We start from the raw sequence: 23439 nt of genomic DNA, 5'->3' as shown, positions 1-23439 counted from the left end.
TGACCGCTCGCACGCGCGCGCGGGTCGAGCCCACGCGCCGGTTGCGGTCGGGCCGCGCCCCCGGAAATACTGAGCCCATGAAGATCTCTGGTGGACGCGCGTCGTGGATCGTGGCGGTGGTCTGGCTGGCGGCGACGGGCGCGGTCCGCGCCGAGTCGCCGCCGCCGCTGCGGACCTGGGCGGTGGTGCTCGAGGGCTGTCAGGGCGTCCCGACCACGCCCAGCGCCGCGAGCGGCCGCGGCTGGTTGCAGGTGGACTACGCCGGTGGGCCGCTGACGTACAGCATCACGTTCAGCGGCTTCACCGGCGCCGAGACCGAGGCCCACATCCACGGGCCGGCGGCGCGCGGGGCGATCGGGCCCGTGCTGTTCACGCTGCCGGCCGGCAGCCCCAAGGACGGCTCGCTGACGCTGACGCAGGTCCAGCAGGATCAGATCCTGGCGGGGCAGTGGTACCTCGACATCCACTCGTCGACGTACCCCGACGGCGAGCTGCGCGGCCAGATCGACGAGGGCGGCTCGGCCTGCCCGCCGCCGGTCGACGCCTCGGTGGGCGACGCGGGCGCGGGCGGCGGCGCCGACGCGGCCGGGGCCGATCTCGACGCCAGCGGCTGCGGCGGGTGCGCGACCGGCGGTGGTCCGGGCTCCCTCGCGCTCGCGGCGCTGGGCCTGGCGCTGGTCGGCCGGCGGCGTCGGCGCGCGCGCTGACGCGCTACCAGCGGCTGGCGCGGGCCGAGGCCCCGGCCGGCACCGCCGCGTCGGCGAAGCGGGCCGCGGTCGCGCTGGTGAGCGCGACCAGCCAGCCCCGATCGTCGGCCGCGATCGCGGGGATCGTGGCGGCGCCAGGGCTGGCCAGCGCGGTGAGCGCGACCACGCCCTCGGGCCGCACCCGCGCGACCATCGGATCGTCGCCGCCGATCGCGACCAGCGCCGCGGCCGGCCCGGCCAGCGTGCCCGAGAACCAGCCGCCGACGACGACGTCGTCGCCGTGGCCGGCGATGGCCGTGACGCCGTCGAAGTCGGCGCCGCCGACGATCACGGTCGCGCGCACCGACCCGCGCGCGTCGAAGTAGGTCACCAGGCCGTCGGCGGCGCCGCGGGCCTCGACCCGGCGTCCGGCGACGTCGGCGACGCCGCGCACCGTGCCGGCCACGGCGACGCCATCGGCGGTGGCGACCACGCCGGCGCAGGCGTCGCCGGTGGGGCCGCCCCAGGTGCGGGCCCAGACCATCGCGCCCTCGTCGGTGACCACCGCGACGAACCCGTCGGCGGCGTCGGTGTCGTACAGGGCGGGCAGGGCGGCGTCGTCGAGCTCCGCCGGCCCGGCGTAGGTGCCGGCGATCGCGAGCGTGCCGTCGGCGAGGCCGGCGATCCCCGCGACCGCGTCGGCGCCGGCGCCGCCCATCCGGTGGACCGTGCGGACCGCGCCGTCGGCGCCGAGCACGGCCCAGAACCCGTCGGCGCTGCCGGCGCTGGTCAGCACGTGGTCGCCGATGCGCAGCGTGCCCGCGAAGGTGCCGGCCAGCGCGAAGCCGTCGCCGCGGGCGACCAGCGCGCGCACGGTGACCCACTCGGTCGCGCCGACGCCGACCAGCCAGCGCGCGGCGCCGTCGCGGGCCGCGCGCGCGATGATCGCCGCGCCGGGCTCGCCGCGCAGGCCCAGGGGCAGGCCGTCGAGCGGGCCCGTGCCGGCCACGGCCACGGCCACCAGCGCGTCGGTCGCCGCCACCGCGCCGCCGTCGGCGGGCAGGTCGATCGACCAGGTCGGGGCGCCGCCGTCGACCCGCGCCAGCGTGCGGCCGCCGGCCAGGTACCCGACGTCACCGACGATCGCGACGCCCGCGAGCGCGGCGCGGCCGTCGACGCCCCAGGCCACCTGCGCGACCGCCGCCGGGCGGGTCGGCGCCGGGCGAGGGCAGGCGCCGAAAAGCAGGACGGCCGCCAGCGCCGTCAGGCGTGGCAGCCGCGCACGATCGAGGGACGCCGAAGGCATCGGCGTCCTCGCGCGCCCGTCAGATCTTCTTGCCGGCGGCGCGCATGTCGGCGAGCACCGCGCCGAGGCCGCGCTTGTCGATCGTGCGCATCGCGCGGGTCGACAGCTTGAGCGTGATCCAGCGCTTCTCGCCCTCGAGCCAGAACCGCTTGGTGACCAGGTTCACCTCGAAGCGCCGCTTGGTGTGGCGGTTCGAGTGGCTGACGTTGTGGCCGACGAGCGGCTTCTTACCGGTGACTTCACAGACGCGCGACATGGCGAACTCCAAAGACGATTCAGGAAACGGGACCGAGGATCTGCGCGGACGACTGCGCGGGGGCTGCGGGGCCATCCGGACCCTGCGACGGTAGGATCTGGCTGGAACGTGGGGCCGGCGCGTGCCGGGGGAGGGTCTCTGCGAAGCACCCTCCGGTCGATCAGATCTTCGACTCTTTGAACTCGACGTGCTTGCGCACGACCGGGTCGTACTTCTTGAAGACGAGCTTGTCGGGCGTCCGCTTGCGGTTCTTCGACGTCGTGTAGAAGTAACCGGTGTCCGCGGTGGAGACGAGCCGGATGAGCTCGCGGCCGCCTTTGCCTTTCTTCGCCATGACAGGTGCTCCGCAATCGTGAGAGTCAAGACCGTCAGGCAGGGACTGCCGGACGGGCTCGCGCTTATGGCATAGCCGTGGGGGCTTTTCAACCCCCGGGGCCGGATCAGCCCGGTCGTCCGGTGGATGGCGGCGGGGGCACGCCCGGCCGCGTCGGGGTCGGGTCCTGGCCGAGCTCGACCGGCACCCCGGGCACCGTCGAGGTCCGGCGGCGGGCGCGGCGCTCGTCGATGCCCATCGCCACGACGGTGATGTCGTCGGTCAGGCCGCCCGAGCCGACGTGGCTGTCGACGTCCTGGAGGATGGCCTTGACCACGTCCTCGGCCGATCCCCGGGCCGTCCGGAGGCGGCGCGAAAGTCGCATCATCCCGTATTCATTGCCGCGCGCGTCGCGGGCCTCGAGGATGCCATCGGTCACCAGCACCATCATGTCGCCGGCGTGGAGCTGGACCCGGGCCTCGCCGACCTCGAGGTCGGGCACCACGCCGATCGGCGCGATGTGGGCGCGATCGGCCTGGAGCGGGAACACCCGCTCGCCCCGCCGGAGCAGCGGCACGCAGTGGCCGGCGTTGGTGAACACCAGGGTCCGGGTCTCGAGCTCGTAGATCGCGTAGACCAGCGTCGCGAACATGCCGTCGTCGCCGAGCTTGACCATCTCCTCGTTGACCCGGCGCAAGAGCCGCGCCGGGGTCCGGGCCAGGCCCGCCCGGCTGCGCAGCTCGCTCGAGAGCCGGGCCATGTACAGCGCCGCGGAGATCGCCTTGCCGGCGACGTCGCCGATGCCGACGCCGAGGTGGCCCTCGTCGTGCCAGATGAAGTCGTAGAAGTCGCCGCCGATCTGGTAGGCCGGCTCGTAGTGGACCGCGAAGTCGAGGCCGACCACCTGCGGGACCACCGCCGGCAAGAGCGAGCGCTGGATCTGCCGCGCCACCCGCAAGTCGCGCTCGAGCCGGTCCTTGTGGGCCAGCTGCACCGCGACCTTGGCGGCGTGGATGGCCAGCGCGGTCTGGTACGCGACGGTCTGGAGCAGGTCGACGTCCTCCTGCCGGAACCCCGCGGCCTTGCCCTCGACGTAGATGACGCCGTAGTCGAACGAGTGGGCCGACAGCGGCGCGCCCATGCGGGTGCCCGCGACCTCCCCGCCGACGGCCGGGGCCGACTCGCCGAGCAGCACGCCGCGGCGGTCCTGCACGACGTGGGTGATGATCGTGCCCGGCACCCGCAGCCCGCCCGCGAACCCCCGGACGCGGCTCTTGTGGTGCTTGACCTGGAGCTCGCCGGTGCGCTCCTCCTCGACCAGGACGCCGACGGTGTCGGCGTCGGGGAACATGTCGAGCAGCGGGTCGAGCACGCTCTCGAGCAGCAGATCGGGATCGGGCGTCTTGGCCGCGGCGTCGAGGATCGCGGTCAGCGCGGTCAGCTTGCGCTCGAGCAGCCGCAGGTTGCGCAGCTCGGTCGACGAGGTGAGCACACCGGTCGAGCGCACCAGGCTGTGCGTGCCCGACTCCTCGCGGCTGCGCAGCACCGAGCCCTTGGCGTCGACGATCGTCAGCCGGGCGTCGCCCGACGACGGCGTGGCCACGGTCTCCTCCGGGCCCTCGACCCGGATGCGGTTCGAGGCGATCGTGATCTCGTCGCCGTGGCGCAGCACCTGGGCGCCGGCGATGCGCGCGCCGTTGACCCAGGTGCCGTTGTTCGAGCCCAGATCCTCGACCTCCCAGCGCGGGCCGGCGGGGCGCACCCGGGCGTGCTGACGCGACACGCGCATGTCGGGCACGAAGATCTGACAGTCCGAGCGCCGCCCGATGACGTACTCACCTTCACCCAGCGCGTACCGTCGCCCCGTGTTGGGGCCGGCGATGAAGACGAGGACCGTCACGTCGCGTGTAGATACACCACCGACGCGGGATCGCACACCTCGATCGGGGATCTGTCGGGTCCGGCCGCGGCGTGGGAGTGGTCGGGTCCTCGTGTCACTCCTATCTTTCCGAGATTAATGGGATAACTGGGCGTGCCCTGGGCCTCCTTGACCGCCCGTGATCACCCAGGTACGAAGCCTCGGTGAACGCCCTCGGCAACTTCATCGGCGGAGTCTTCGTGTCACCCAGCGGCGCCGCGCTCCGCTCGCACAACCCGGCCGCCGACGGCGCGGTCGTGTTCGAGACCGCCGGCGACGAGCGCGCGGTCACCGCCGCGTGCGACGCGGCGGCGGCGGCGGCGGTGGCCTGGGGCGGCCTGACCCTCGCCGAGCGGGCGGTCGTGCTCGGGCGCTGGAAGGACGCGATCGCCGCGCGCCAGGACGAGCTGGTCGAGGCCATCGTCCTCGAGACGGGCAAGATCCGCTCCGAGGCCCGGCAGGAGGTGCAGACGGTCCTGGCGCGCTTCGACGTGGCGCGCGCGCTCGCCACCGCTGATCTGCGCGAGGGGCCGATCGCCGGCTCGCCGCACGAGCAGCTCCGCTACCACCCGCTGGGCGTGGTCGCGGTGATCGGCCCGTACAACTATCCGATCCACCTGTGCCACGCCCACGTGGTGCCGGCGCTCCTGACCGGCAACACCGTCGTGGTCAAGCCGTCGGACATCACCCCGCTGGCCGGCCAGCGCTACGCCGAGACCGCGGCCGCGGCCGGGTTCCCGCCCGGGGTCTTCAACCTCGTCCTGGGCACCGGCGCGGTCGGCGCGGCGCTGGTCGCCGATCGCCGGGTCAAGGGCCTGTGCTTCACCGGCAGCTACGCCGTCGGGCGGCGCATCCAGGAGGCCGCGCTCGATCGGCCCGAGCTGCTGGTCGCGCTCGAGATGGGCGGCAAGAACACCGCGATCGTCCTCGACGACGCCAGCGTCCGCCAGGCCGCCCACGAGATCCTGGTCGGCGGCTACCTGTCGGCCGGTCAGCGCTGCACCGCCACCGATCGCGTGCTGGTCCACCGCGCGCTCGCGGCGCCGCTGCTCGACGCGCTCCGCAAGGGCGCCCCGGCGCTGCGCTTCGGCCACCCCGACGACGCCGCCAGCTTCGCCGGCCCGATCGCCACGGCCGCCGGGCGCGATCGGTTCGAGCGCGCGCTCGCGGCGGCGGTCGCGGCCGGGGCCGAGCCGGTCATCGCCGGCGCCCGCGGCGACGGCGGCTTCTACCGGACCGCGTCGCTGCACGTGCTGCCGGCCGGCGCCCACGACGCGCCCGGCTACACCGACGTCGAGCTGTTCGGGCCCGATCTCGGCGTCGAGCTGATCGACGATGACGACGAGGCCATCGCGGTGGTCAACGCCAGCCCCTACGGGTTCGCCAACGCGGTGTTCACCAACGACACCGCGCGGTTCGAGCGCATCTACCGCGAGACCACGTCGGGCATCCTCAACCGCAACCGCTCGACCAACCTGGCGAGCCCGCGCCTGCCGTTCGGCGGCACCGGCAAGAGCGGCAACTACCGCCCGGCCGGCTCGACCGCGCACCGCAACGTCGTGGTCCCGGTCGCGGTCCAGGACAACGTCATCGGCACGATCGCCACGCACCCGATGCTCGCCGATCACCTGCCGGCGCCGGATCTCGATCGGCTCGAGCGCCAGCACGTCGCCGAGGACGCGGTCGAGGCGGCCCGCACCCTGATCGACGACCCGCGGCCGATGAGCCTGCGCCGGCCCAAGGGCGGCGTCATGCCCGACTCGGACCGCTGGCTGATCCGGCTCTACGCCGGCGATCGGGTCGTGCGCGAGAAGAAGCCGGCGGTGTTCGACCACCTGCGCTCGGCCGGGCCGTGGTTCGTGTCGATCGACGCCCACCCGCTGAGCGTGCTCGACTCGATGGCCCAGACCGCGACCGTGTGCGGCGGCTTCGCCGAGGATCCGGTGGTCCAGGCCCTCGTCGAGGGCGAGTTCGGCGACACGCTGACCAGCAACGAGGACACCGCGGTCGGCGAGACCTGGGCCGCGGCCGAGTACGCCGCGACCCTGCGCCACCTCGTGCCGGGGCTGCCGCACGTCACGTTCGTCGCGTCGGGCGCCGAGGCCAACGAGAAGGCGCTGGCGCTGTGCCGGATCCACAGCAAGCGACCCGACGCGCGACGGATCCTCGCGTTCGAGGGCAGCTTCCACGGCCGCGCGCTCCTGACGATCCACGCCACCCACAGCCCGAGCAAGCGCGCGCCGTTCGAGCTGCCCGGCTACGAGGCCACGTTCGCGCCGTTCCCGGTGTGGGCGACGCCCGGCGACGAGCCCGAGGCGCCGTCGGGGTTCTACGCGGCGTGCGCGGCCGGCGCGATCGACGAGCTGATCGAGCGGTTCGGCGACGCCAAGGAGAACGCGCTGCTCGCGGCCGAGGTCCGCAGCCTGGCCGCGGTCCACGCCGCGCTCGCCGACGGCCAGCACTACTGCGTCGCGGTCGAGCCGATGCAGTCCGAGGGCGGCGATCGCTACGCGACCGCGCGCTTCTTCCGGGCGCTGCGGCTGCTGACGCGCTTCCACGACACGCCGCTCATCTTCGACGAGGTCCAGTGCGGCTTCGGCCTGGGCGGGTCGTTCGCGTGGCACACCCGGTTCCGCTTGCTGACCAGCCGCGGCCAGCCCGACTACCCCGACGCGATCTGCTTCGCCAAGCGCGCCCAGGTCGGCGTCGTCATGTCGCGGTTCGAGGATCCCGAGCCGGCCAGCGCCCACAACGCGTCGCTGGTGCGCGGGCGCATCCACGCCGAGATGATGTCGACCTCGCACGCCGCGACCCGCATCGAGAAGCAGGTCCGGCCGCGGCTCGAGGCGATCGCCCGGGCGTTCCCGCACCTGGTCAGCGCGCCGCGCGTGTGCGGCTACGCGTTCGCGTTCGATCTGCCGACCCCGGCCCACCTCAACGCGTTCATCGGCCAGCGCTTCTGGCGCGGCGCGATCGTCTTCGCCGCCGGCACCCGGACCGCGCGCTACCGCCTCGCCGACACCTTCGGCGGCCGCGAGATCGAGCTCCTGTTCGACGCGGTCCGGCGGTCGCTGTCGTGGATCGACGCGCACCCGGGCAAGAAGCCGCCCGAGTGGGAGGACATCGCCGAGCCGGCCGAGTCGGTGGCGCCGACCTTGCCCGCCGACGTGACGTTCCGGCTGGTGCCGCCGGCCGAGGCGATGGCGCTCCTGCCGGCGATCCTCGACATCGAGTACCAGGTCTACGAGCCGGCCCGGCGCACGCCGCCGGCCGAGATCAAGGACGCGCTCGACGACGCCGAGGGCTCGTTCCTGGTGGCCGAGAAGACCGCCGGCGACGCGGTCCAGCTGATCGCGTTCGCGATCGGCGCGCCGCTCGAGGCCAGCCACGACGTCGAGGGGCCCGACCGCGACCCGATGCTCGGCAAGCACAACACGATGTACTCGGTGTCGGTCACGGTCGCGCCTGGCTATCAAGGCAGCGGCATCGGCCGCAAGCTCAAGGAGATGCAGCTGCGCGACGCGGTCGGCCGCCGCCGCGCCGACGGCGCCCCGCGCTACGCCCACGTCACCGGCCGCAACCGGGTCGGGCGCACCGCGAACATGACCCACCTCAACCGGGTGTTCGGCGCCCACGTGGTCGCGGTCCTGACCGGGCAGTACGAAGATCCCGAGGGCCAGGCGATCTACTACCGGATCCCGCTGGGCGCGATCGCGCCGTCGGCCGAGCACCAGGACGCGGTCGCCGCCGACAAGCGCGCGCGCTGGGGCGGCGATCGCGGCGCGAACCTCGACGCGTCGAGCGGCCTGACCCGGGTCCTGGCGACGCCGCCCGCGAGCCTGCGCGCGGCCGAGCGGGCGGGGCTCTTGTACGGCCCCGCCGTCAACAAGATCACGCTGATGAACTACGTGACGCCGGGCATGGTGCGCGCGCTCGAGTGGATCGGCGCGCTGGCGCCGGACCTGCCGCACATCTACGTGACGTCGTCGCGCGACGAGACCGTCGACAAGGCCCTGCGCCTCCTGCGCACCGCGCGCACGCAGGCCACGGTCGCGATCGGCCTGGCCGGCGGCTACCTCGGCCACACCGTCGCGAGCTGTCGCTCGCTGTCCGATCCCGAGGTCCACCGCGGCGGCCCCGGCCACTTCGCGTGGCCGCGGGTGCCGCACCCGACCCAGGCCGGCACCGCGGTCGCGCTCGACGCGATCCGCGCCGCGATCGCGGCCGCCGGCGGCCCCGACCACGTGTTCGGGATCGTGTTCGAGCGGGTCCAGGAGCGCACCGGCTGGGCGCTGCCCGCCGACTTCCTCGACGGGCTGGCGGCGATCCGCAAGGACACCGGCGTGCCGCTGGTCGCGGTCGAGCACACCACCGCGATGTACCGCTCGGGCGCCGGCGCGTTCGCGTTCCCGACCGGCCCGCGCCCCGACGTGCTGGCGTGGTGGGGCGGCGGGCAGACCGGCTACCTCCACGTCGCGAGCAAGTGGTTCAACGCCGTGCCGCTCGCGCTGGTGTCGACCTGGGACGGCGACGAGCTGTCGCTGGTCCGCAACCACCACCAGCTCCGGGCCGCGCGCACGCTCGACGTCGGCGCCGGCGCGGCCGCGCTCGATCGCGCGCTCGCCGCCGGCGCGGTGCCGCACGCGGGCCTGGGCCTGTACCGCGTGCTGCACGCCGGCGACGCGGCCGAGCGCCTGCACGCGCACGTCGCCGCCCACGGGCTGACGCTGCGGCGGTTCCCGGCCGGGCGGCTGGGCGTCGTGCCCGCGCTCGATCAGGCGACGGCGGTGGCCGAGCGCCTGGGCGCGGCGCTGGCGGAGTGGAAGCCGTGAGCGCGGGCGACGCGGGATCGGGATCGGGATCCGGATCGGGATCCGGATCGGGATCGGATCGGATCGGGATCGGGATCCGGATCGGGATCGGGATCGGGATCGGGATCGGGATCCGGATCGGGATCCGGATCGGGATCCGGATCGGACACGGGATCGGGATCGGACACAGGACCGAGATCGGCGTCGGTCGCGAGCGCGGCGGCGCGCGGGAGTCACCCATGAGAGTCCTCGAGTTGCCCGCGGGCGCCACGCCGCGCGCGTGGGGCCGGATCCACGGCGAGTCGTACCGCGGCGAGGTCAAGGCCTTGTCCGCGATCCGGACGTTCCTGTGCACGCGGATCGGCGGCTTCGCTGACCGCGCGGCGGTGCTCGACGCGGCCGCGGCCCACCTGCCGGTGCTCGAGCGCTACGACGCCGGGCTGCACGAGGAGCTGCTCGGCCTCGCCGAGGGCGCCGACGTCACGCCGGCCGAGATCGTCGTGGCCAACCACTACACCGACCTGCGCGACCTGTCGCCCGATCGCGCGCAGTGGCAGCCGGCGCCCGAGGCCGGCGAGGGCGGGTGCTCGGTCATCTGGGCCGAGACCCCGACCGGGCGCATCCTGGCGCAGACCTGGGACATGCACGCCACGTCGATCCCGTACGTGATGATGCTGCACGTGCCGGACTCCGACGCCGGCCCCGAGGCCTGGTTGTTGACGCTGACCGGGTGCCTGGGCCTGGCGGGCATGAACCGCGCCGGCGTGGCGATCGGGATCAACAACCTGTACTCGAAGGACGCCACCGTCGGCGCGGTCTGGCCGGCCGTGGTCCGCCGCGCGCTGCACCAGCGCTCGGCCGACGCCGCGCGCCGCCACGTGCTGGGCGCGCCGATCGGCTCCGGCCACCACTACTTCGTGGCGGATCGGAACGACGCGTACGCGATCGAGACCTCGGGCGTGCTGCGCAAGCAGCTGTTCGAGTCGACGCCCGAGGCGCCGGCGCCGAGCTACTGCCACACCAACCACTGCCTCGACCCCGAGGTCGCGGCGGTGTCGGCGATCTCGCCGACCTCGACCACGCGCGAGCGCTACGCCTGGCTGACCGCCAGCCTGCGCGCGCCGATCCGCGACCTCGACGACGCCTGGCTGCGCATGGGCAGCCAGGACGGCTGGCCCAAGAGCGTGTGCACCAACATGGCCACGCCCGAGAACCCGCACGGCACCGCCACCTGCGGCGCGATCGCGATGAACCTCGACACCCGCACGGTCTGGGCCCAGGCCGGGTTCATCACCAACGTCGCGCCCACCGAGTTCGAGTTCGACGGAGCATCGACATGAGCGAGCACCCGTTCTTCTTCACGTGGTCGTCGCAGACCACCGCCAAGGGCTTCGAGCTGACCGGCGGCGACGGCGCGTTCTTCACGACCGGCGACGGCGGCCGCTGGCTCGACCTCGGCTCGCTCAGCTACCAGGTCAACGCCGGCCACGGCCACCGCCGGATCATCGACGCGATCAAGCGCCAGGCCGACAGCCTGTGCGTGGCCTCGCCGTCGGCGGTGTTCCCGGCCAAGACCGCGCTGGCCGAGAAGCTCCTGGCCCTGGCCGGGCCCGGCTTCACGAAGGTCTTCTTCACCCTCGGCGGGTCCGAGGCGACCGAGAACGCGATGAAGATCGCGCGCCTCATCACCGGCCGCTACAAGATGATGTCGCGCTACCGCAGCTACCACGGCGCGACGATGGGCGCGCTGGCGCTGACCGGCGACTGGCGCCGGCCGCCGCTCGAGCCGAGCATCCCCGGCGTCGTCCACGTCGCCGACTGCTACTGCGACCGGTGCCCGTTCGGCCACACCCTCGCGACCTGCAAGCGCGAGTGCGCGACCAACGTCGGCGCGACCATGCGCCTCGAGGGCGGCGGCTTCGCCGGGCTGGTGCTCGAGCCGGTCGCCGGCGCCAACGGCGTGCTGGTGCCGCCCGACGACTACTGGCCGATCATGCGGCGGGCGTGCGACGAGGACGGCGCGCTCTTGATCGCCGACGAGGTGCTGACCGGGTTCGGGCGCCTGGGCAAGCCGTTCGGCTTCCAGCACTGGGACGTCGTGCCCGACATCATCACCTGCGCCAAGGGCCTGGCCTCGGGCTACCAGCCGATCGGCGCGGTGATCGTCCACGAGCGCGTCGCGCGGCACTTCGAGGAGCGCCTGCTGGCGTGCGGGCTGACGTACTACGCCCACCCGGTCGGCTGCGCCGCCGCGCTCGAGACCCTGCAGGTCTACGAGGACGAGGGCATGTACGCCAACGCCGCGCGCCTGGGCCCGGTGCTCCTGGCCGAGCTCCAGGCGGTGCGCGCGCGCCTCGCCGTGCCCGGGTTCGCGCGCGGGCTCGGCCTCCTGGGCGTGCTCGACCTCGACGCCCCGGCCGCGGCCTGGGCCCGGTTCAGCGCCGAGCTGGCGGCGCGGCGGCTGTCGCTGCACGTCGACGGCAAGCGCGGCACCGCGATCGTGTCGCCGCCGCTGTGCATCGACGAGGCCGACCTGGTGCGCGGCGTCCGCAGCCTCGGCGACGCCGCCGTGATCGCCTTCGGAGGGACCGCCTCGTGACCGGACGACACCACCACAAGGTCCGCGACTCGGTCGCGGCCGCGCTCGACGGTCTCGAGTCGGGGATGACGGTGATGGTCGGCGGCTTCGGGCTGTGCGGCAACGCCGAGGCCCTGATCCGCGGCGTGGTCGAGCGCGGGGTCAAGGACCTGACCCTGGTGTCGAACAACGCCGGCAACCTCGGCAAGGGCCTGGCCACGTGGCTCCGCGCCGACATCGTCAAGAAGGTCATCTGCAGCTACCTCGGCACCAACGAGGACCTGCACAGCCGGATGGCGTCGGGCGCGATCGCGGTCGAGGTCACGCCCCAGGGCACCCTGGCCGAGCGCATGCGCGCCGCCGGCGCCGGCATCGCCGCGTTCTACACCCCGACCGGGGCCGGGACCGTCGTCGCCGAGGGCAAGGACCAGCGCGACTTCGACGGCCGGACCTACCTGCTCGAGCGGGCGCTGCCGGCCGACTTCGCGCTGATCCGCGCGCGCACCGTCGACACGTTCGGCAACCTGCGGTTCTACCGGACCGCGCGGAACTTCTCGCCGATCATGGCCACGGCCGCGCGCACGACCGTGGTCGAGGCCGATCGCCTGGTCGACGTCGGCGCGATCGATCCCGACGACGTCCACCTGGCCGGGCTCTACGTCCACCGGATCGTGCACGTGCCCGAGCACGAGGACCCGTTCGAGTACAAGACCTCGCGCCCGCGGGAGGCCTAGTGCTCCGACCGGATGATGTTGAGCCGCCACGCAGCCGATCCATCTCCATGGGCTGCGTTCCAACTCCTCGAGCTACGGAGAGTAGCCCGTCGTCGTCGCGCCTTGCCCATGGAGCGCCTCGGCTCCGTGGACGGTTCACCACCACCCGGTCGGAGCACTAGCCATGCCGTTCTCCAAAGCTGACATGGCGCGCCGCGCCGCCGCCGAGATCCCCGCGGGCTCGATCGTCAACCTCGGCATCGGGCTGCCGACCCTGTGCGCCGACTACCTGCCCGAGGGCCACGCGTTCCTGCACTCGGAGAACGGCCTGCTCGGCATGGGCCCGTTCCCGTACGAGGGCGAGGAGGATCCGCAGCTGATCAACGCCGGCAAGCAGACCGTGACCGTGCTGCCGGGCGGCTCGACCTTCGACTCGGCGCAGTCGTTCGCGATGATCCGCGGCGGCCACGTCGACCTGGCGATCCTCGGCGCGATGCAGGTCTCGGCCCGCGGCGATCTCGCCAACTGGGCGGTGCCGGGCGGCAAGGTCATGGGCATCGGCGGCGCGATGGATCTGGCCAGCGGGTGTCGCCGGGTCATCGCGGTCATGCAGCACGCCACCAAGGACGGCGAGCACAAGCTGGTCGCGACCTGCACCTACCCGCTGACCGCGACCAAGGTCGTCAGCCGGGTGATCACCGAGCTGGGCGTGTTCGATCCGACCGCCGACGGCTGCTTCAAGGTGATCGAGCTGGCACCCGGCGTCGAGCGAGCCGAGGTCGCGCGGCTGACCGGCGCGCCGCTGATCTGAACCGCTCGGCGGCGCCGCGCGGTGGCGGCCGTGGCTGAGCGGACCCGCGCGGACGTGCCTGAGCTGACCCGCGGCGGCGGCGCGTGGCTGATCCTGGACCGCGGCGGCGGCGCGGGGCTGATCCTGGACCGCGGCGGCGGCGCGTGGCTGATCCTGGACCGCGGCGGCGGCGCGTGGCTGATCCTGGACCGCGGCGGCGGCGCGCCGCTGATCTGAACTGCGCGGCGCGGCCGCTACAGGCTCGAGGCGCTGGTCGCCGAGTCGCCGGCGGCCGGGGCGGCCTTGCCGATCGGCGGGCCCACGCACGAGGCGATGTCGAAGAACATGAACGCCAGCGCCTTCTCCTGCGGGGTCAGGTCGGAGGTCGCGCAGTCGTTCGGGAACGGCGTGCCCGACCGCGAGTCCGAGTCGCCCGACACGTGCATGTCCGAGAACACGACCTTGCCGCAGCGCTCGCTGACCGCGCCCTCGTTGGGCGTCGTGAACTGGAACATCTGCGGGAACTGGTTGCCGCCGTTCTCCCAGTAGACCCAGCGCTCGGCCTTGCTGTTGTCGACGGCCTCGCAGGTGTTGCGGCCGGTGCCGGCCTCGATCGGGATGACGTCCCGGGCCGGCGAGCCGCCGACGTTGAGCATCCAGGTCGCGAACGAGCTGCCCTTGGGGTTGTTGACCTCGTCGATCGTGTCGGGCGGCGTGTTGAAGTTCGGGCCGCTGTCGTTCCAGGTCGCGACGCCGTTGGGGCCCGACCACACCGCCGGCGCCTGGGTGCCGCCGCCGCGGGTGCTGCCCTCGATCCAGATGTTGTGCCAGTGCGACAGGAACACGCGCCCGCCGAGGTCGGCGTAGGCCTTGAGCGCGTCCATCGCCGCCTGCGGCTTGGTCTCGGGGTGCTGCCCGCCCTCGCACGACAGGATCACGATGTCGTAGCCGCGGAGCTTGTCGACCGTGTTCCACAGCGTCGTCGAGTTGGCGAAGGTGCCCGAGCCGCCCGGGAAGCCGTTGCGGAACGAGTTCGCGCCCTGGCCGCCGCCGGCGCCGCTGTCGGCGTAGAGGTGGATGCGGGCGGCGGCGCCGTCGGTGCCCATCTCGGCGTCGTCGATGCCGAGCTTGCGGACCAGGCACTCGAGCGCGTCGGCGCTGCCGGTCGAGATCGCGATCTTGGGCAGGTCGCCCTCGCTGCGGTTCTTCGGCAGCCGGGTCTCGACCGCGGTCAGCGGGTTGTCGGTGCACTGCGCGACGGTCGGGATGGTCAGCGTGCGCCGCCACTTGCCGATCGAGATCACCAGCGGGATGTTGGTGCCGACCGGGACGTCGGTCAGCGTGAAGTCGCCGTTCTCGTCGGTGGCGATCTGGACCACCGGCGAGCCCGGCAGGTTGTCGTTGCAGCGATCGCACACGGCGCCGTCGGTCGTCGGGGGCAGCGCGGCGTTGGGCACGTAGACGTTGACGCCGTACAGCGGCAGCGTGCCGTTGGGCGCGAACACCCGGCCCGAGATCGTCGTCGGCGGCATGCCCAGCGCGCCGCAGTCGACGATGTCGCACCCGAGGCCGACGCAGGCGCCGTCGTCGAGGCAGCGGCCGTCGGGCGTGCAGTGTCGGCCGGTGCCGCACTCGCTGCCGCCCTGCGTGCACTCGGCGGTGCAGTGGCCGTCGCCGCCGCAGTGGAAGCCCGCGGCGCAGGTGTTGGCGGCGCCGGGCGTCGGATCGCAGGTCGCCGCGCACTCGGCCGGCGCTGGGTTCTGATCACACAGCGATGGGTTCGAGGTGCCGCCGCAGGCCGCGGCCGCCGCGACCACGATCGAGAGCAGGAGTGCGCGCATGCGATCGATTGTATCCAGGTCGTCGACGCCGACGCGAGGATTGTTGGCGCGCACGACGTGCGTCACGCCCCTTGCGACCTACATCCGGGCCGTGGTGTGGCCGCGTCGGCGTCGGGCTCACCCGCGCTCGAGGCCGATCAGCACCGACGAGATCGACCGCGACGCGTGCAGCGCCACCAGCGGCAACGCCACGATCGCCCGGATCCAGTCGCGGATCGGCGTGAACGTGCCGCCGGCGAGGGCGATCCGCAGGAGCCGGCCGTCGGGGTCCGGGCACGCCAGCTCGATGCTCGGGTGCAGCGACCACAGGGCCTGGCGGGCCAGCCCGAGGTCGGCCAGGCTCATCGGCGCGACCTGGACCCAGATGTGGACCGCGCGGGGCGTCTCGGCCGGGACCCGGTGCTCGGCCGACTCGCCGCACGGGAACGGCATCGTCCGCACCCACCCGGGCTCGTCGCCGCCCGCGAACGGCGGCGCGGTCGGTCGATCGCTGCGCAGGTAGCGCACGGCGCCGATCGCGGCGAGCTGCTCGAAATCGGACGAGTGCGGGGTCAGCATGGCGGAGCTCCGAGGGCGATGACTTGGCGGAAGCGATCGTGCTGGAAGGCGACGAACCCGATCCGGCGGTAGGTGGGGAGGGCGGCCGGGCCGTCGAGCGTACACGTGTGGACCCACAACCGGGTGAGGGTCGGGTCGCGCCAGGCGGCGTGGACGCTCCAGGCCAGGAACCAGCGGCCCAGGCCGCGCCCGGTCGCCTCGGGCACCAGCCCGAAGTAGGCGACCTCGCAGGTCGCCGGCTCGGTGCGATCGAGCTCGACGAAGCCCACCGGCGTGCCGTGCTCGTGCAGGACGTGGAGCTCGATCGCGGGGCGGGCCAGGTGGGCCGCGAGCTGATCGTCGCTCCAGCGCTTGCGATTCCACCAGTGCCAGGGCGCGCCGACGGCGTCGTAGAGGAACCGGTAGTAGCGCACCGACGCCGCGGCGGTGACGACCGCGGTCCCGGCCGGCGTCGGCAGCGTCGCCAGCGGCGGGGCGCGATCCGCGCGCATCTCGAGCGAGGTCATCAGCACCTCGACCTCGGCGCGTCGGCCGGTGAGCCCGAGCGGCAGCGGATCGTCGAGCGCCAGCTCGCCGTGAGGCTCGATCGCCGTGACGGCGATGGCGTCGTGGGCGCGGGGCCCGTGCACCGCGACCTGGCGGCCGAGCAGGGCCGCGCGCTCCTCGTCGGACCGCGCGCCCAGATCGAGCCAGCGGCCGTCGGGCGTGACCAGGGCCGAGGTGGACGGGTGCGCCAGGCCGTGGTCGCGGGCCTCGTAGCGTCCGACGCAGGCGCCGAGCATCACGCCGATGATGCCACGGCCGCGCCGGCGGCGGCGTCGACCCGATCGCCGGCGATCACGACCAGGCTCGGGCGCTGGGCGCCGTAGTGGTAGGCGAGCGTGCCGGGGTGGTCGGCGTCCCACGCGCACAGGTCGGCGCGCGCGCCCGGCGCCAGGACCCCGCGATCGGACAGGCCGAGCGCGCGCGCGGCGTGGCGCGTGACCCCGAGCCAGGCCTCGGCCACGGTCATCGCGAAGTGCGTGGTCGCGAGCCACAGCTGCAGCGGCAGGTTCTCGCTCATGCTCGAGCCGGGGTTGAGATCGGTCGCGATCGCCAGCGGCACGCCGGCCGCGCGCAGCGCCGCGACCGGCGGCACCGGCAGGCGCAGCTGCACGCACGCGCCGGGCAGCATCACCGCGACCGTGCCGGCGGCGGCGACCGCGGCGATGCCCGCCGGCGAGATCTGCTCGACGTGGTCGATCGATCGCCCGCCCAGGGACGCGACCAGCTCGGCGCCGCCGAGGTCGGCGAACTGGCCGACGTGGGCCCGCACCGCCAGCCCGGCGGCGCGCGCGGCGCCGAGGATCGCGCGGGCCTCGGCCAGCGTGAACGCGCCGTCGTCGCAGTAGACGTCGACCGACGTGGCGCGGCCGCGCGCCCGCGGCACCAGCTCCTCGCACAGCTCGCGCACGTACGCGTCGCGATCGCCCCGGCGCTCGGCCGGGATCAGGTGACACAGGAGCGTCGGCACCACCGCCATCGGCGTGGCCGCGGCGGCGGCGGCGATGACGTCGAGCAGGCGCAACTCGCCGGGGACCGTGAGGTCGTAGCCGCTCTTGACCTCGATGGTGGTGGTGCCGAAACCACGCGCGCGCGCCAGGCGGCCCACGGTCAGCTCGGTCAAGGTCGCGACCGAGGCCGCGCGGGTCGGGGCGGTGGTCGCGACGATGCCGCCGCCGGCGGCCGCGATCTCCAGGTAGCTGGCGCCGGCGGCGCGCAGCGCGAACTCGTTGGCGCGGTCGCCCGCGAACACCGCGTGGGTGTGGCAGTCGATCAGCCCCGGCGTCAGCAGCCGGCCACCCAGGTCGGTGGCGTCGTCGACGCGCAGCCCGAGCGCGGCGGCCGCGGCCTCGGCGTCGGCGTCGGCGCCGACCCAGGCGATCCGATCGCCGTCGGTGAGCACGGCGCCCTCGGCCACCTCGCCGAGCGGGTCGTCGGGGGCGCCGGCGCAGGTGAGGACGTGGGCGCGGCGGTAGAGCGTCGCCATGCCTGACGGTACCGCGAGGGGCCGTCCGTCCGCGCGGCCCGCGCCCGTCGACCTCAGGTCGGGCGCCACACCGCGGCCGGCAGCAGGCGGCCGGCGCGGGTCGGGGCGCCGACGATCGTGCCCTCGCCGAGCCGGACCTCGACCAGCAGCTGGCGCAGCGCCGGGGCCCGGCTCACGTCGGCGCGGAACCGCTCGGCGATCGCCACCGCGCGCTGCCGGGCCTGCTCGTCGTCGAGCTGGCGGCACAGCGCCACGACCTCGTCGGCCTCGGTGCCGTCGTCGTCGCGGGCCGTCGGCAGCGGGAACAGGAACGTCGGGCCGTCGCCCGGGCGCACGACCACGAGGCAGTCGTGGTCACAGAACGCGGTCACCGCCCGCGCGGCCACCTCGTAGAGCGCCTCCATCGTGAGCGCGCCGGCGCCGAGGTCGACCCGGCGGGCGGTCACGGTCGCGGCCACCGCGGGCGTCCGCGCGGCGAGCTGGCACGCCGGCCTGCGCGCGTTCGTGCGCTCGAGCACGAGCGCGATCACGTGCTCCGCGAGGGCCGCGCCGAGCGAGGGCCGCCCCCGCCGGTCGAGCGTCCGCTCGTCGCCGTCGGCCGTCCGATCGTCGTCCTGCTCCGCGACCGGTCCGTCGCTAGTGATCGAGCCCATGCGCACCATCCACGGCGCGATAATGCACGCGGCGTACCGACGCCGGCCAGCGGAGGATCAAGTGGTTCGACGCTCGAGGCGATCTCGGCGAGACGTCGACGCCTCGCCTTGACCCGCGGGTGGTGACTCGAGGCGCCACCACGGCGAGCGTGGCTCAGCGATCGGCGCGGCGGGGGAGCGTCCCCCAGCGTGGGGCGAGCCCCCTCGGTGGCGCGACGACGGACCATCGCAGTTCTGTCGGGTTGGCCCACCGCGCGGTCGGACCCGTCCTTGCTAGAGCCAAGGGCATGGCGATCTCGGCGTCCGACCCCAGCGGCATCCTCCTCCGTCCCCCGGGCGCGCGCGGCACCCACGACGCCCGCCGCGGCCCGCCGGCGCGCCTGGCTGCCAGCCCGCGCCGCAAGCGCGTGGTCGTCGGCGCGCTGTGCGCCGCGGTCGCGCTCGGCGCCGTCGGCGCGGTGGTGTCGCTGCGCGGCGGTGGCGGCGGTGCGCCGGCGCCGGTCGCGCCCGCGGCGGTCGATCCGGCCGCGGCGTGCGCATCGCTCGAGCGCGAGCTGCGCGAGGCCCGCGCCGAGCTCGCGGCCGAGACCAAGATCGCCGACAAGCTGCGCGCCGAACAGGCCACGCTCAAGGAGCAGGCCCAGGCCGCCGCGGCGGTCCAGGAGAAGCTCGCGGGCGTCGTCGGCGGCTCGGGCCAGGTCACCCAGCGCGGCGACGAGATCACGCTCGAGCTGGTCGACAAGGTGCTGTTCCCGGTCGGCGCCGCCGAGCTGACGCCGCGCGGGCAGGCGGTGCTGGCCCGGGTCGGCGCTGCGCTCAACGACGTCCCCGACAAGCAGATCTGGGTGCAGGGCCACACCGACGACACGCCCATCCGGCCGATCCGCGGCGCGCCGCCGCGCTTCGCCAGCAACTGGGAGCTGTCGAGCGCGCGCGCGCTCACGGTCGTCCACTACCTGCAGACCGACGCGCAGGTCGATCCGCGTCGCCTGGCGGCGGTCGCGTTCGGCGAGTACCGCCCGGCCGGGCGCGCCAAGGCCAAGAACCGCCGGATCGAGATCGTGCTGTATCCGAACCACCAGCTCGCGCGCTGAGCCACCGGAGGTCTCACGTGCCCGCCACCCGCCTGGGTTCGACGACGAACCCGCGGACGCTCAGGCCGGCACGCCCCAGAAGTAGTAGCCCTTGCCGCCGAACGGATAGCGGTAGTTCCCGTAGACCCACCGGAACCGATCGCCGTGCCGCGCGACCATCGCGCGCAGGTCGGCCTCGGTGTAGATGCGCATCGTCGAGACCAGGCCGTCGAACGTGCCGGCGGCGAGCGTGATCGGCGAGGCCCAGGTCAGGAGCGCCTTGGCCAGGCGATCCTGCTTGGCCAGGAGCGGGTTGACCGCGAGCGCCGCCAGGCCGGCCGGCGCGAACGACAGGAACGCCAGCGGGTTGCGCTCGAACGCCTCGGCGATGAACACGCCGCGCGAGCCGGCGACCGCGTCGTCGAGGATCGCCTGGGCCAGGGTCGGCGAGAAGTGGTGGAACGCGTTGACGACCATGCGCGCGCGGCCGGCCGCGAGCGCCGGTGGGATCGCGGTGGCGTCGACCGGCGTCGCCTCGTAGCTGATCACGTCGGGGTGCGCGCGCGCGAGCGCGGCCCAGGCGTCGGTGCGCGGGAACAGATCGGTCAGGACGAAGCGCGGCGGCGCGTCGCTGTCGCCCAGCTCCTCGGCCAGCACCCCGGCCGGGCCGCCAGCGCCGGCGCACAGGTCGAGGACCTCGTCGGTGCCGGCCGCGGCCAGGAACGCGCGGACCGGCTCGACCAGGCCGGCCATCATCCGGCCCCACCGCAGCGTCCGCGACAGGATCTCGACGATGCCCTCGCGCAGCGGCGCTGGCGTGCGCGCGAGGTCGTTCCACTCGAACAGGTGCAGGCGGGGCATGGGCATCGGCGCGAGCGTACCGCGCGCGTGGGCGTGGTACTCGATCGACATGAAGCCAACCGTCCTCGTCTGTGGTCATGGGCCCGGCATCTCCGACGCGGTCGCGCGCCGGTTCGGACGCGAGGGGCACCCGGTCGCGATCGTCGCGCGCTCGGCCGAGCGCCTGACCGCCGCCGCCGCCGCGCTGACCGAGGCCGGCGTCACCGCCCGCGCGTTCCCGTGCGACCTCGGCGACGTCGCCGCCGTCGCGCGACTCATCGGCGAGGTCAGCGGCGCGCTCGGGCCGATCGGCGTGATCCACTGGAACGCCTACCGCGGCGGCGCCGGCGATCTGCTCGCGGCTGAGGCCGACGAGCTGCGCGGCGTGCTCGACGTCAGCGTCCACGGCCTGATCGCCGCGGTGCGCGCGGCGCGCGCGGAGCTCGTGGCCACCCACGGCGCGGTGCTGGTCACCGGCGGCGGCTTCGCGTTCTACGATCCCGCCGTCGACGCGATGGCGACCCAGTACGGGGCGATGGGCCTGGCGATCGGCAAGGCCGCCCAGCACAAGGCGGTCGGGCTCCTGCACGCGCAGCTCGCCGGCGACGGCGTGTTCGTCGGCGAGGTGGTCGTGACCGGCATGGTCAAGGGCACGGCCTTCGACCACGGCAACGCCACGCTCGAGCCGGCGGCGATCGCCGATCGACTGTGGGATCTGGCCGCGGCCCGCACCGACGCCACCGTCACGTTCGGCTGAGCGCCCGGGCGTCGGTCCCGCGAGGACGTGGGGCCCGCACGCGGTCGCGCGGTGGCGGGCGTGCCGCACCGCCACGGTCACGCGCGGGTGAGCGTCAGGGCGTCGGTCCCACGTGGAACCGGGTCAGGCACGGGGTCGCGCGACGGCGGGCGGGCCCGCACCGACGCCACCGTCACGCGCGGGTGAGCGTCAGGGCGTCGGTCCCACGAGGAACCGGGTCAGGCACGGGGTCGCGCGGCGGCGGGCGTGCCGCATCGCCGCCACGGTCACGTGCGGGTGAGCGTCAGGGCGTCGGTCCCACGAGGAACGGGGTCAGGCACGCGGTCGCGCGGCGGCGGGCGTCGCGGCAGCGCTCGAGCTGGTAGCTCGCGCCGTTGAGCTCGACGCGGAAGTGGCCGGCCTGCCAGGTGACGGCGCGGACGATCACGTTGGCGTCGGTGGTCGAGAGGGCCTCGGGCACGTCGGCGCCGTCGAGCAGGCGCAGCGCCGGGAGCCCGCCGGCCGCGCCCTCCACGATCCAGCGCGACCGCACCAGCACCCGCATCGCCGCGGCCGCGGTCAGACGGCGGGGCAGGTACAGCGGGCGCGCGCGCACGTAGCGCTGGGGCATCGGCTGCGGTGCCACGTGCTGCATCATGTGGTCGTACTTGGTGCAGCGGTATTTCGGGTCGTCGTTGGGCGGGGCTGGGCACGCGGCGGCCGAGGTCAGGGAGGCGGCGACGACGGTCGCGAGCGCGAGCAGGGTCAGGCAAGGCCGGAGCATGGCGCTACCAACGCCGGGGCCGCGCCGATGATCTGACGACCCGCCCATGGCCCCGCGCTCGGGCGGTGTCAGGGCCTGGCGCCGACGAACGTGGCGATCGCGGCGTCCGCCTCGGGCCGTGGCTGCGCCGGGCGGCGCGCTCGACGCGGCCGGCCCCGGCGCGGCCGATGCGTCGGCGGCCGGCGGCTCGGGTATATTTGATATTGATTTTGATTTTCAAATCTATTATTCACCCGGACGTGCCCCGCGCGCTCGCCCTCGTCGCCGCCCTCGTCGCCGCCCTCGTCGCCGCCCTCGTCGCCGCCCCGGCCAGCGCCGATCCGCTGCCGGCCACGCCGTTCACGCTGTCGGTCGGCGGCTACGGCGAGCTCGGCGCCGCGCTCCACGACCACGGCGCCGACCGCAGCCGCCCCGCCGGCGCCCAGCGCGACCTGCGGCTCGAGCTCGACGCGACCCGCTTCGTCGTCGCGCTGCAGGCGCGCGCGCCCTCGGGCTGGGAGCTCGAGGCCGAGCTCGAGATCGAGCACGGGGGCACCGGCGCCGCCCGCGAGCTCGACTACGACGAGTTCGGCGAGTACGAGACCGAGGTCGAGCAGGGCGGCGAGGTCATCCTCGAGGAGCTGTACCTGGAGAAGACCTGGGCCGGGCGCTACCAGCTCAAGCTCGGCCGGTTCTACGTCGGCCTCGGGCACCTGGCGTCGCGGTTCCGCCCGACCGACTACCTGGCCGCGACCCGGTCCGAGGTCGAGACCACGCTCCTGCCCGGCCAGTGGGACGAGCTGGGCGCGTCGTTCACCGCGTTCCTCGGCCGCACCCGCGTCACCGCCCAGCTGATCAACGGCCTCGACTCGACCGGCTTCTCCGCGGCGGCGTGGATCGGCACCGGCCACCAGGGCGCGTTCGAGACCATCCGCGCCACCGATCTCGCCGGCGTGGTGCGCGTCGACGTCGCGGCGACGGCCGGCGTCGAGGTCGGGGCCGCGGGCTACCTCGGCGGCGCCAGCCGCAACCGGCCGCAGGCCGACCTGGTCGAGGACTGCGCCGACGGCGATCCCGACCTCGTCGCGGCCTGCGGCTACGTGTCGGCGCCGGTGGCGATCGGCGAGGTGCACGGTCACTACCACCGGCCGCCGCTGCGCGGCTCGGCGCTGATCGTCGGCGGCTACCTCGGCAGCTCGGCCGCGATCACCGAGCGCAACCGCCGGCTGTCGAACGAGGCCGGCGCGCCGCGCTCGCCGGTGGCGTCGGCCGCGTACGGCGTCTCGGTCGAGGCCGGCGTCGACGTCGCGCCGTGGCTGGGGGTGTGCCCGCGCTACGCCGTCGAGCCGTTCGTCCGGCTCGAGCGCTACGACACGATGTTCCGCACCGCCGCCGGCGTGTTCGACAACCCGCGCTACCTGCGCACGGTCGTGACCGGCGGCGCCGGCCTGACGATCGGCGGCTACCTCACGTTCAAGCTCGACGTCGCCCACCGCCGCTACGGCGCCGCGGCGCTCCGCCCGGAGACCACGGTCGACGCCGTGGCCGGGTTCGTCTACTGACCCCCACGCCCGA

The 23439-nt window shown here is 74.4% G+C and carries 21 protein-coding genes; 10 read left to right on the top strand and 11 right to left on the bottom strand.

Going from position 1 to position 23439, the window contains the following annotated elements; translation table 11 throughout:
• The first annotated feature begins 77 nt into the window (after nucleotides 1-77).
• Nucleotides 78-707 (top strand): CHRD domain-containing protein, encoded by a 630-nt coding sequence (locus tag IPL61_01005; protein ID MBK9029916.1) that lies wholly within the window; start codon nucleotides 78-80, stop codon nucleotides 705-707.
• A 4-nt stretch (nucleotides 708-711) separates the two neighbouring features.
• On the opposite strand, the gene IPL61_01000 is transcribed toward IPL61_01005, so the two are convergent.
• The 4 genes from IPL61_01000 to IPL61_00985 all read right to left on the bottom strand — a co-directional run bounded on the left by IPL61_01000 (nucleotide 712) and on the right by IPL61_00985 (nucleotide 4461).
• Complete coding sequence (locus tag IPL61_01000) at nucleotides 712-1992, bottom strand: hypothetical protein (protein ID MBK9029915.1); 1281 nt, start codon at nucleotides 1990-1992, stop codon at nucleotides 712-714.
• 19 nt (nucleotides 1993-2011) lie between these two features.
• The gene (gene rpmB, locus IPL61_00995) at nucleotides 2012-2248 is read right to left on the bottom strand and encodes a 50S ribosomal protein L28 (protein MBK9029914.1); all 237 of its coding nucleotides are present in this window, start codon (nucleotides 2246-2248) and stop codon (nucleotides 2012-2014) included.
• 160 nt (nucleotides 2249-2408) lie between these two features.
• Nucleotides 2409-2582 carry a 50S ribosomal protein L33 gene (gene rpmG / locus IPL61_00990; protein MBK9029913.1) on the bottom strand — a complete coding sequence of 58 codons (174 nt, stop codon included), beginning with the start codon at nucleotides 2580-2582 and terminating at the stop codon, nucleotides 2409-2411.
• 106 nt (nucleotides 2583-2688) lie between these two features.
• Nucleotides 2689-4461, bottom strand: coding sequence for a SpoIIE family protein phosphatase (locus tag IPL61_00985; GenBank protein MBK9029912.1), 1773 nt, complete (start codon nucleotides 4459-4461; stop codon nucleotides 2689-2691).
• Nucleotides 4462-4643: 182 nt separating this feature from the next.
• Here IPL61_00985 and IPL61_00980 point away from each other — a divergent pair, with 182 nt between their 5' ends.
• The 6 genes from IPL61_00980 (at nucleotide 4644) to IPL61_00955 (ending at nucleotide 13608) form a co-directional block, all read left to right on the top strand.
• Nucleotides 4644-9311: an aldehyde dehydrogenase family protein gene (locus tag IPL61_00980; GenBank protein ID MBK9029911.1), complete on the top strand. Its 4668-nt coding sequence runs from the start codon at nucleotides 4644-4646 to the stop codon at nucleotides 9309-9311.
• 218 nt (nucleotides 9312-9529) lie between these two features.
• Nucleotides 9530-10630 carry a hypothetical protein gene (locus IPL61_00975; protein MBK9029910.1) on the top strand — a complete coding sequence of 367 codons (1101 nt, stop codon included), beginning with the start codon at nucleotides 9530-9532 and terminating at the stop codon, nucleotides 10628-10630.
• A complete protein-coding gene (locus tag IPL61_00970) occupies nucleotides 10627-11889 on the top strand; it encodes an aminotransferase class III-fold pyridoxal phosphate-dependent enzyme (protein MBK9029909.1) in 1263 nt (420 codons plus the stop codon). Before IPL61_00975 ends, IPL61_00970 begins: the two co-directional genes overlap by 4 nt.
• Complete coding sequence (locus IPL61_00965; GenBank protein ID MBK9029908.1) at nucleotides 11886-12602, top strand: CoA transferase subunit A; 717 nt, start codon at nucleotides 11886-11888, stop codon at nucleotides 12600-12602. The genes IPL61_00970 and IPL61_00965 overlap by 4 nt, the downstream gene beginning before the upstream one ends.
• Before the next feature lie 163 nt (nucleotides 12603-12765).
• Nucleotides 12766-13392: a CoA transferase subunit B gene (locus IPL61_00960; GenBank protein ID MBK9029907.1), complete on the top strand. Its 627-nt coding sequence runs from the start codon at nucleotides 12766-12768 to the stop codon at nucleotides 13390-13392.
• Nucleotides 13393-13422: 30 nt separating this feature from the next.
• Nucleotides 13423-13608, top strand: coding sequence for a hypothetical protein (locus tag IPL61_00955; protein MBK9029906.1), 186 nt, complete (start codon nucleotides 13423-13425; stop codon nucleotides 13606-13608).
• 17 nt (nucleotides 13609-13625) lie between these two features.
• Here IPL61_00955 and IPL61_00950 read toward each other — a convergent pair whose 3' ends face one another.
• The 5 genes from IPL61_00950 to IPL61_00930 form a co-directional block, all read right to left on the bottom strand.
• The gene (locus IPL61_00950) at nucleotides 13626-15212 is read right to left on the bottom strand and encodes a carboxypeptidase regulatory-like domain-containing protein (protein MBK9029905.1); all 1587 of its coding nucleotides are present in this window, start codon (nucleotides 15210-15212) and stop codon (nucleotides 13626-13628) included.
• A gap of 117 nt (nucleotides 15213-15329) precedes the next feature.
• Entirely contained in the window at nucleotides 15330-15770 is a 441-nt protein-coding gene (locus tag IPL61_00945) for a hypothetical protein (GenBank protein MBK9029904.1), read from the bottom strand.
• A complete protein-coding gene (locus IPL61_00940) occupies nucleotides 15764-16552 on the bottom strand; it encodes a GNAT family N-acetyltransferase (GenBank protein MBK9029903.1) in 789 nt (262 codons plus the stop codon). Before IPL61_00940 ends, IPL61_00945 begins: the two co-directional genes overlap by 7 nt.
• Nucleotides 16552-17799 (bottom strand): imidazolonepropionase, encoded by a 1248-nt coding sequence (hutI, locus tag IPL61_00935; GenBank protein ID MBK9029902.1) that lies wholly within the window; start codon nucleotides 17797-17799, stop codon nucleotides 16552-16554. Before hutI ends, IPL61_00940 begins: the two co-directional genes overlap by 1 nt.
• A gap of 53 nt (nucleotides 17800-17852) precedes the next feature.
• Complete coding sequence (locus tag IPL61_00930) at nucleotides 17853-18452, bottom strand: hypothetical protein (protein MBK9029901.1); 600 nt, start codon at nucleotides 18450-18452, stop codon at nucleotides 17853-17855.
• 287 nt (nucleotides 18453-18739) lie between these two features.
• Here IPL61_00930 and IPL61_00925 point away from each other — a divergent pair, with 287 nt between their 5' ends.
• Complete coding sequence (locus IPL61_00925) at nucleotides 18740-19546, top strand: OmpA family protein (protein ID MBK9029900.1); 807 nt, start codon at nucleotides 18740-18742, stop codon at nucleotides 19544-19546.
• Nucleotides 19547-19606: 60 nt separating this feature from the next.
• Here IPL61_00925 and IPL61_00920 read toward each other — a convergent pair whose 3' ends face one another.
• A complete protein-coding gene (locus IPL61_00920) occupies nucleotides 19607-20392 on the bottom strand; it encodes a hypothetical protein (GenBank protein ID MBK9029899.1) in 786 nt (261 codons plus the stop codon).
• Nucleotides 20393-20435: 43 nt separating this feature from the next.
• Between IPL61_00920 and IPL61_00915 the strand changes: the two genes are divergently transcribed.
• Nucleotides 20436-21122 carry an SDR family NAD(P)-dependent oxidoreductase gene (locus tag IPL61_00915; GenBank protein ID MBK9029898.1) on the top strand — a complete coding sequence of 229 codons (687 nt, stop codon included), beginning with the start codon at nucleotides 20436-20438 and terminating at the stop codon, nucleotides 21120-21122.
• Between the two features lie 283 nt (nucleotides 21123-21405).
• On the opposite strand, the gene IPL61_00910 is transcribed toward IPL61_00915, so the two are convergent.
• Nucleotides 21406-21885, bottom strand: coding sequence for a hypothetical protein (locus tag IPL61_00910; GenBank protein MBK9029897.1), 480 nt, complete (start codon nucleotides 21883-21885; stop codon nucleotides 21406-21408).
• A 239-nt stretch (nucleotides 21886-22124) separates the two neighbouring features.
• On the opposite strand from IPL61_00910, the gene IPL61_00905 reads away from it, so the two are divergent.
• Nucleotides 22125-23426 (top strand): hypothetical protein, encoded by a 1302-nt coding sequence (locus IPL61_00905; protein MBK9029896.1) that lies wholly within the window; start codon nucleotides 22125-22127, stop codon nucleotides 23424-23426.
• Nucleotides 23427-23439 lie beyond the last annotated feature (13 nt).

The sequence above is a fragment of the Myxococcales bacterium genome (genome assembly GCA_016717005.1).
GTDB lineage: Bacteria > Myxococcota_A > Polyangia > Haliangiales > Haliangiaceae > UBA2376.
Note: the sequence above shows the minus strand (reverse complement) of the source record. Positions and strands in the feature narration are given on the sequence as shown.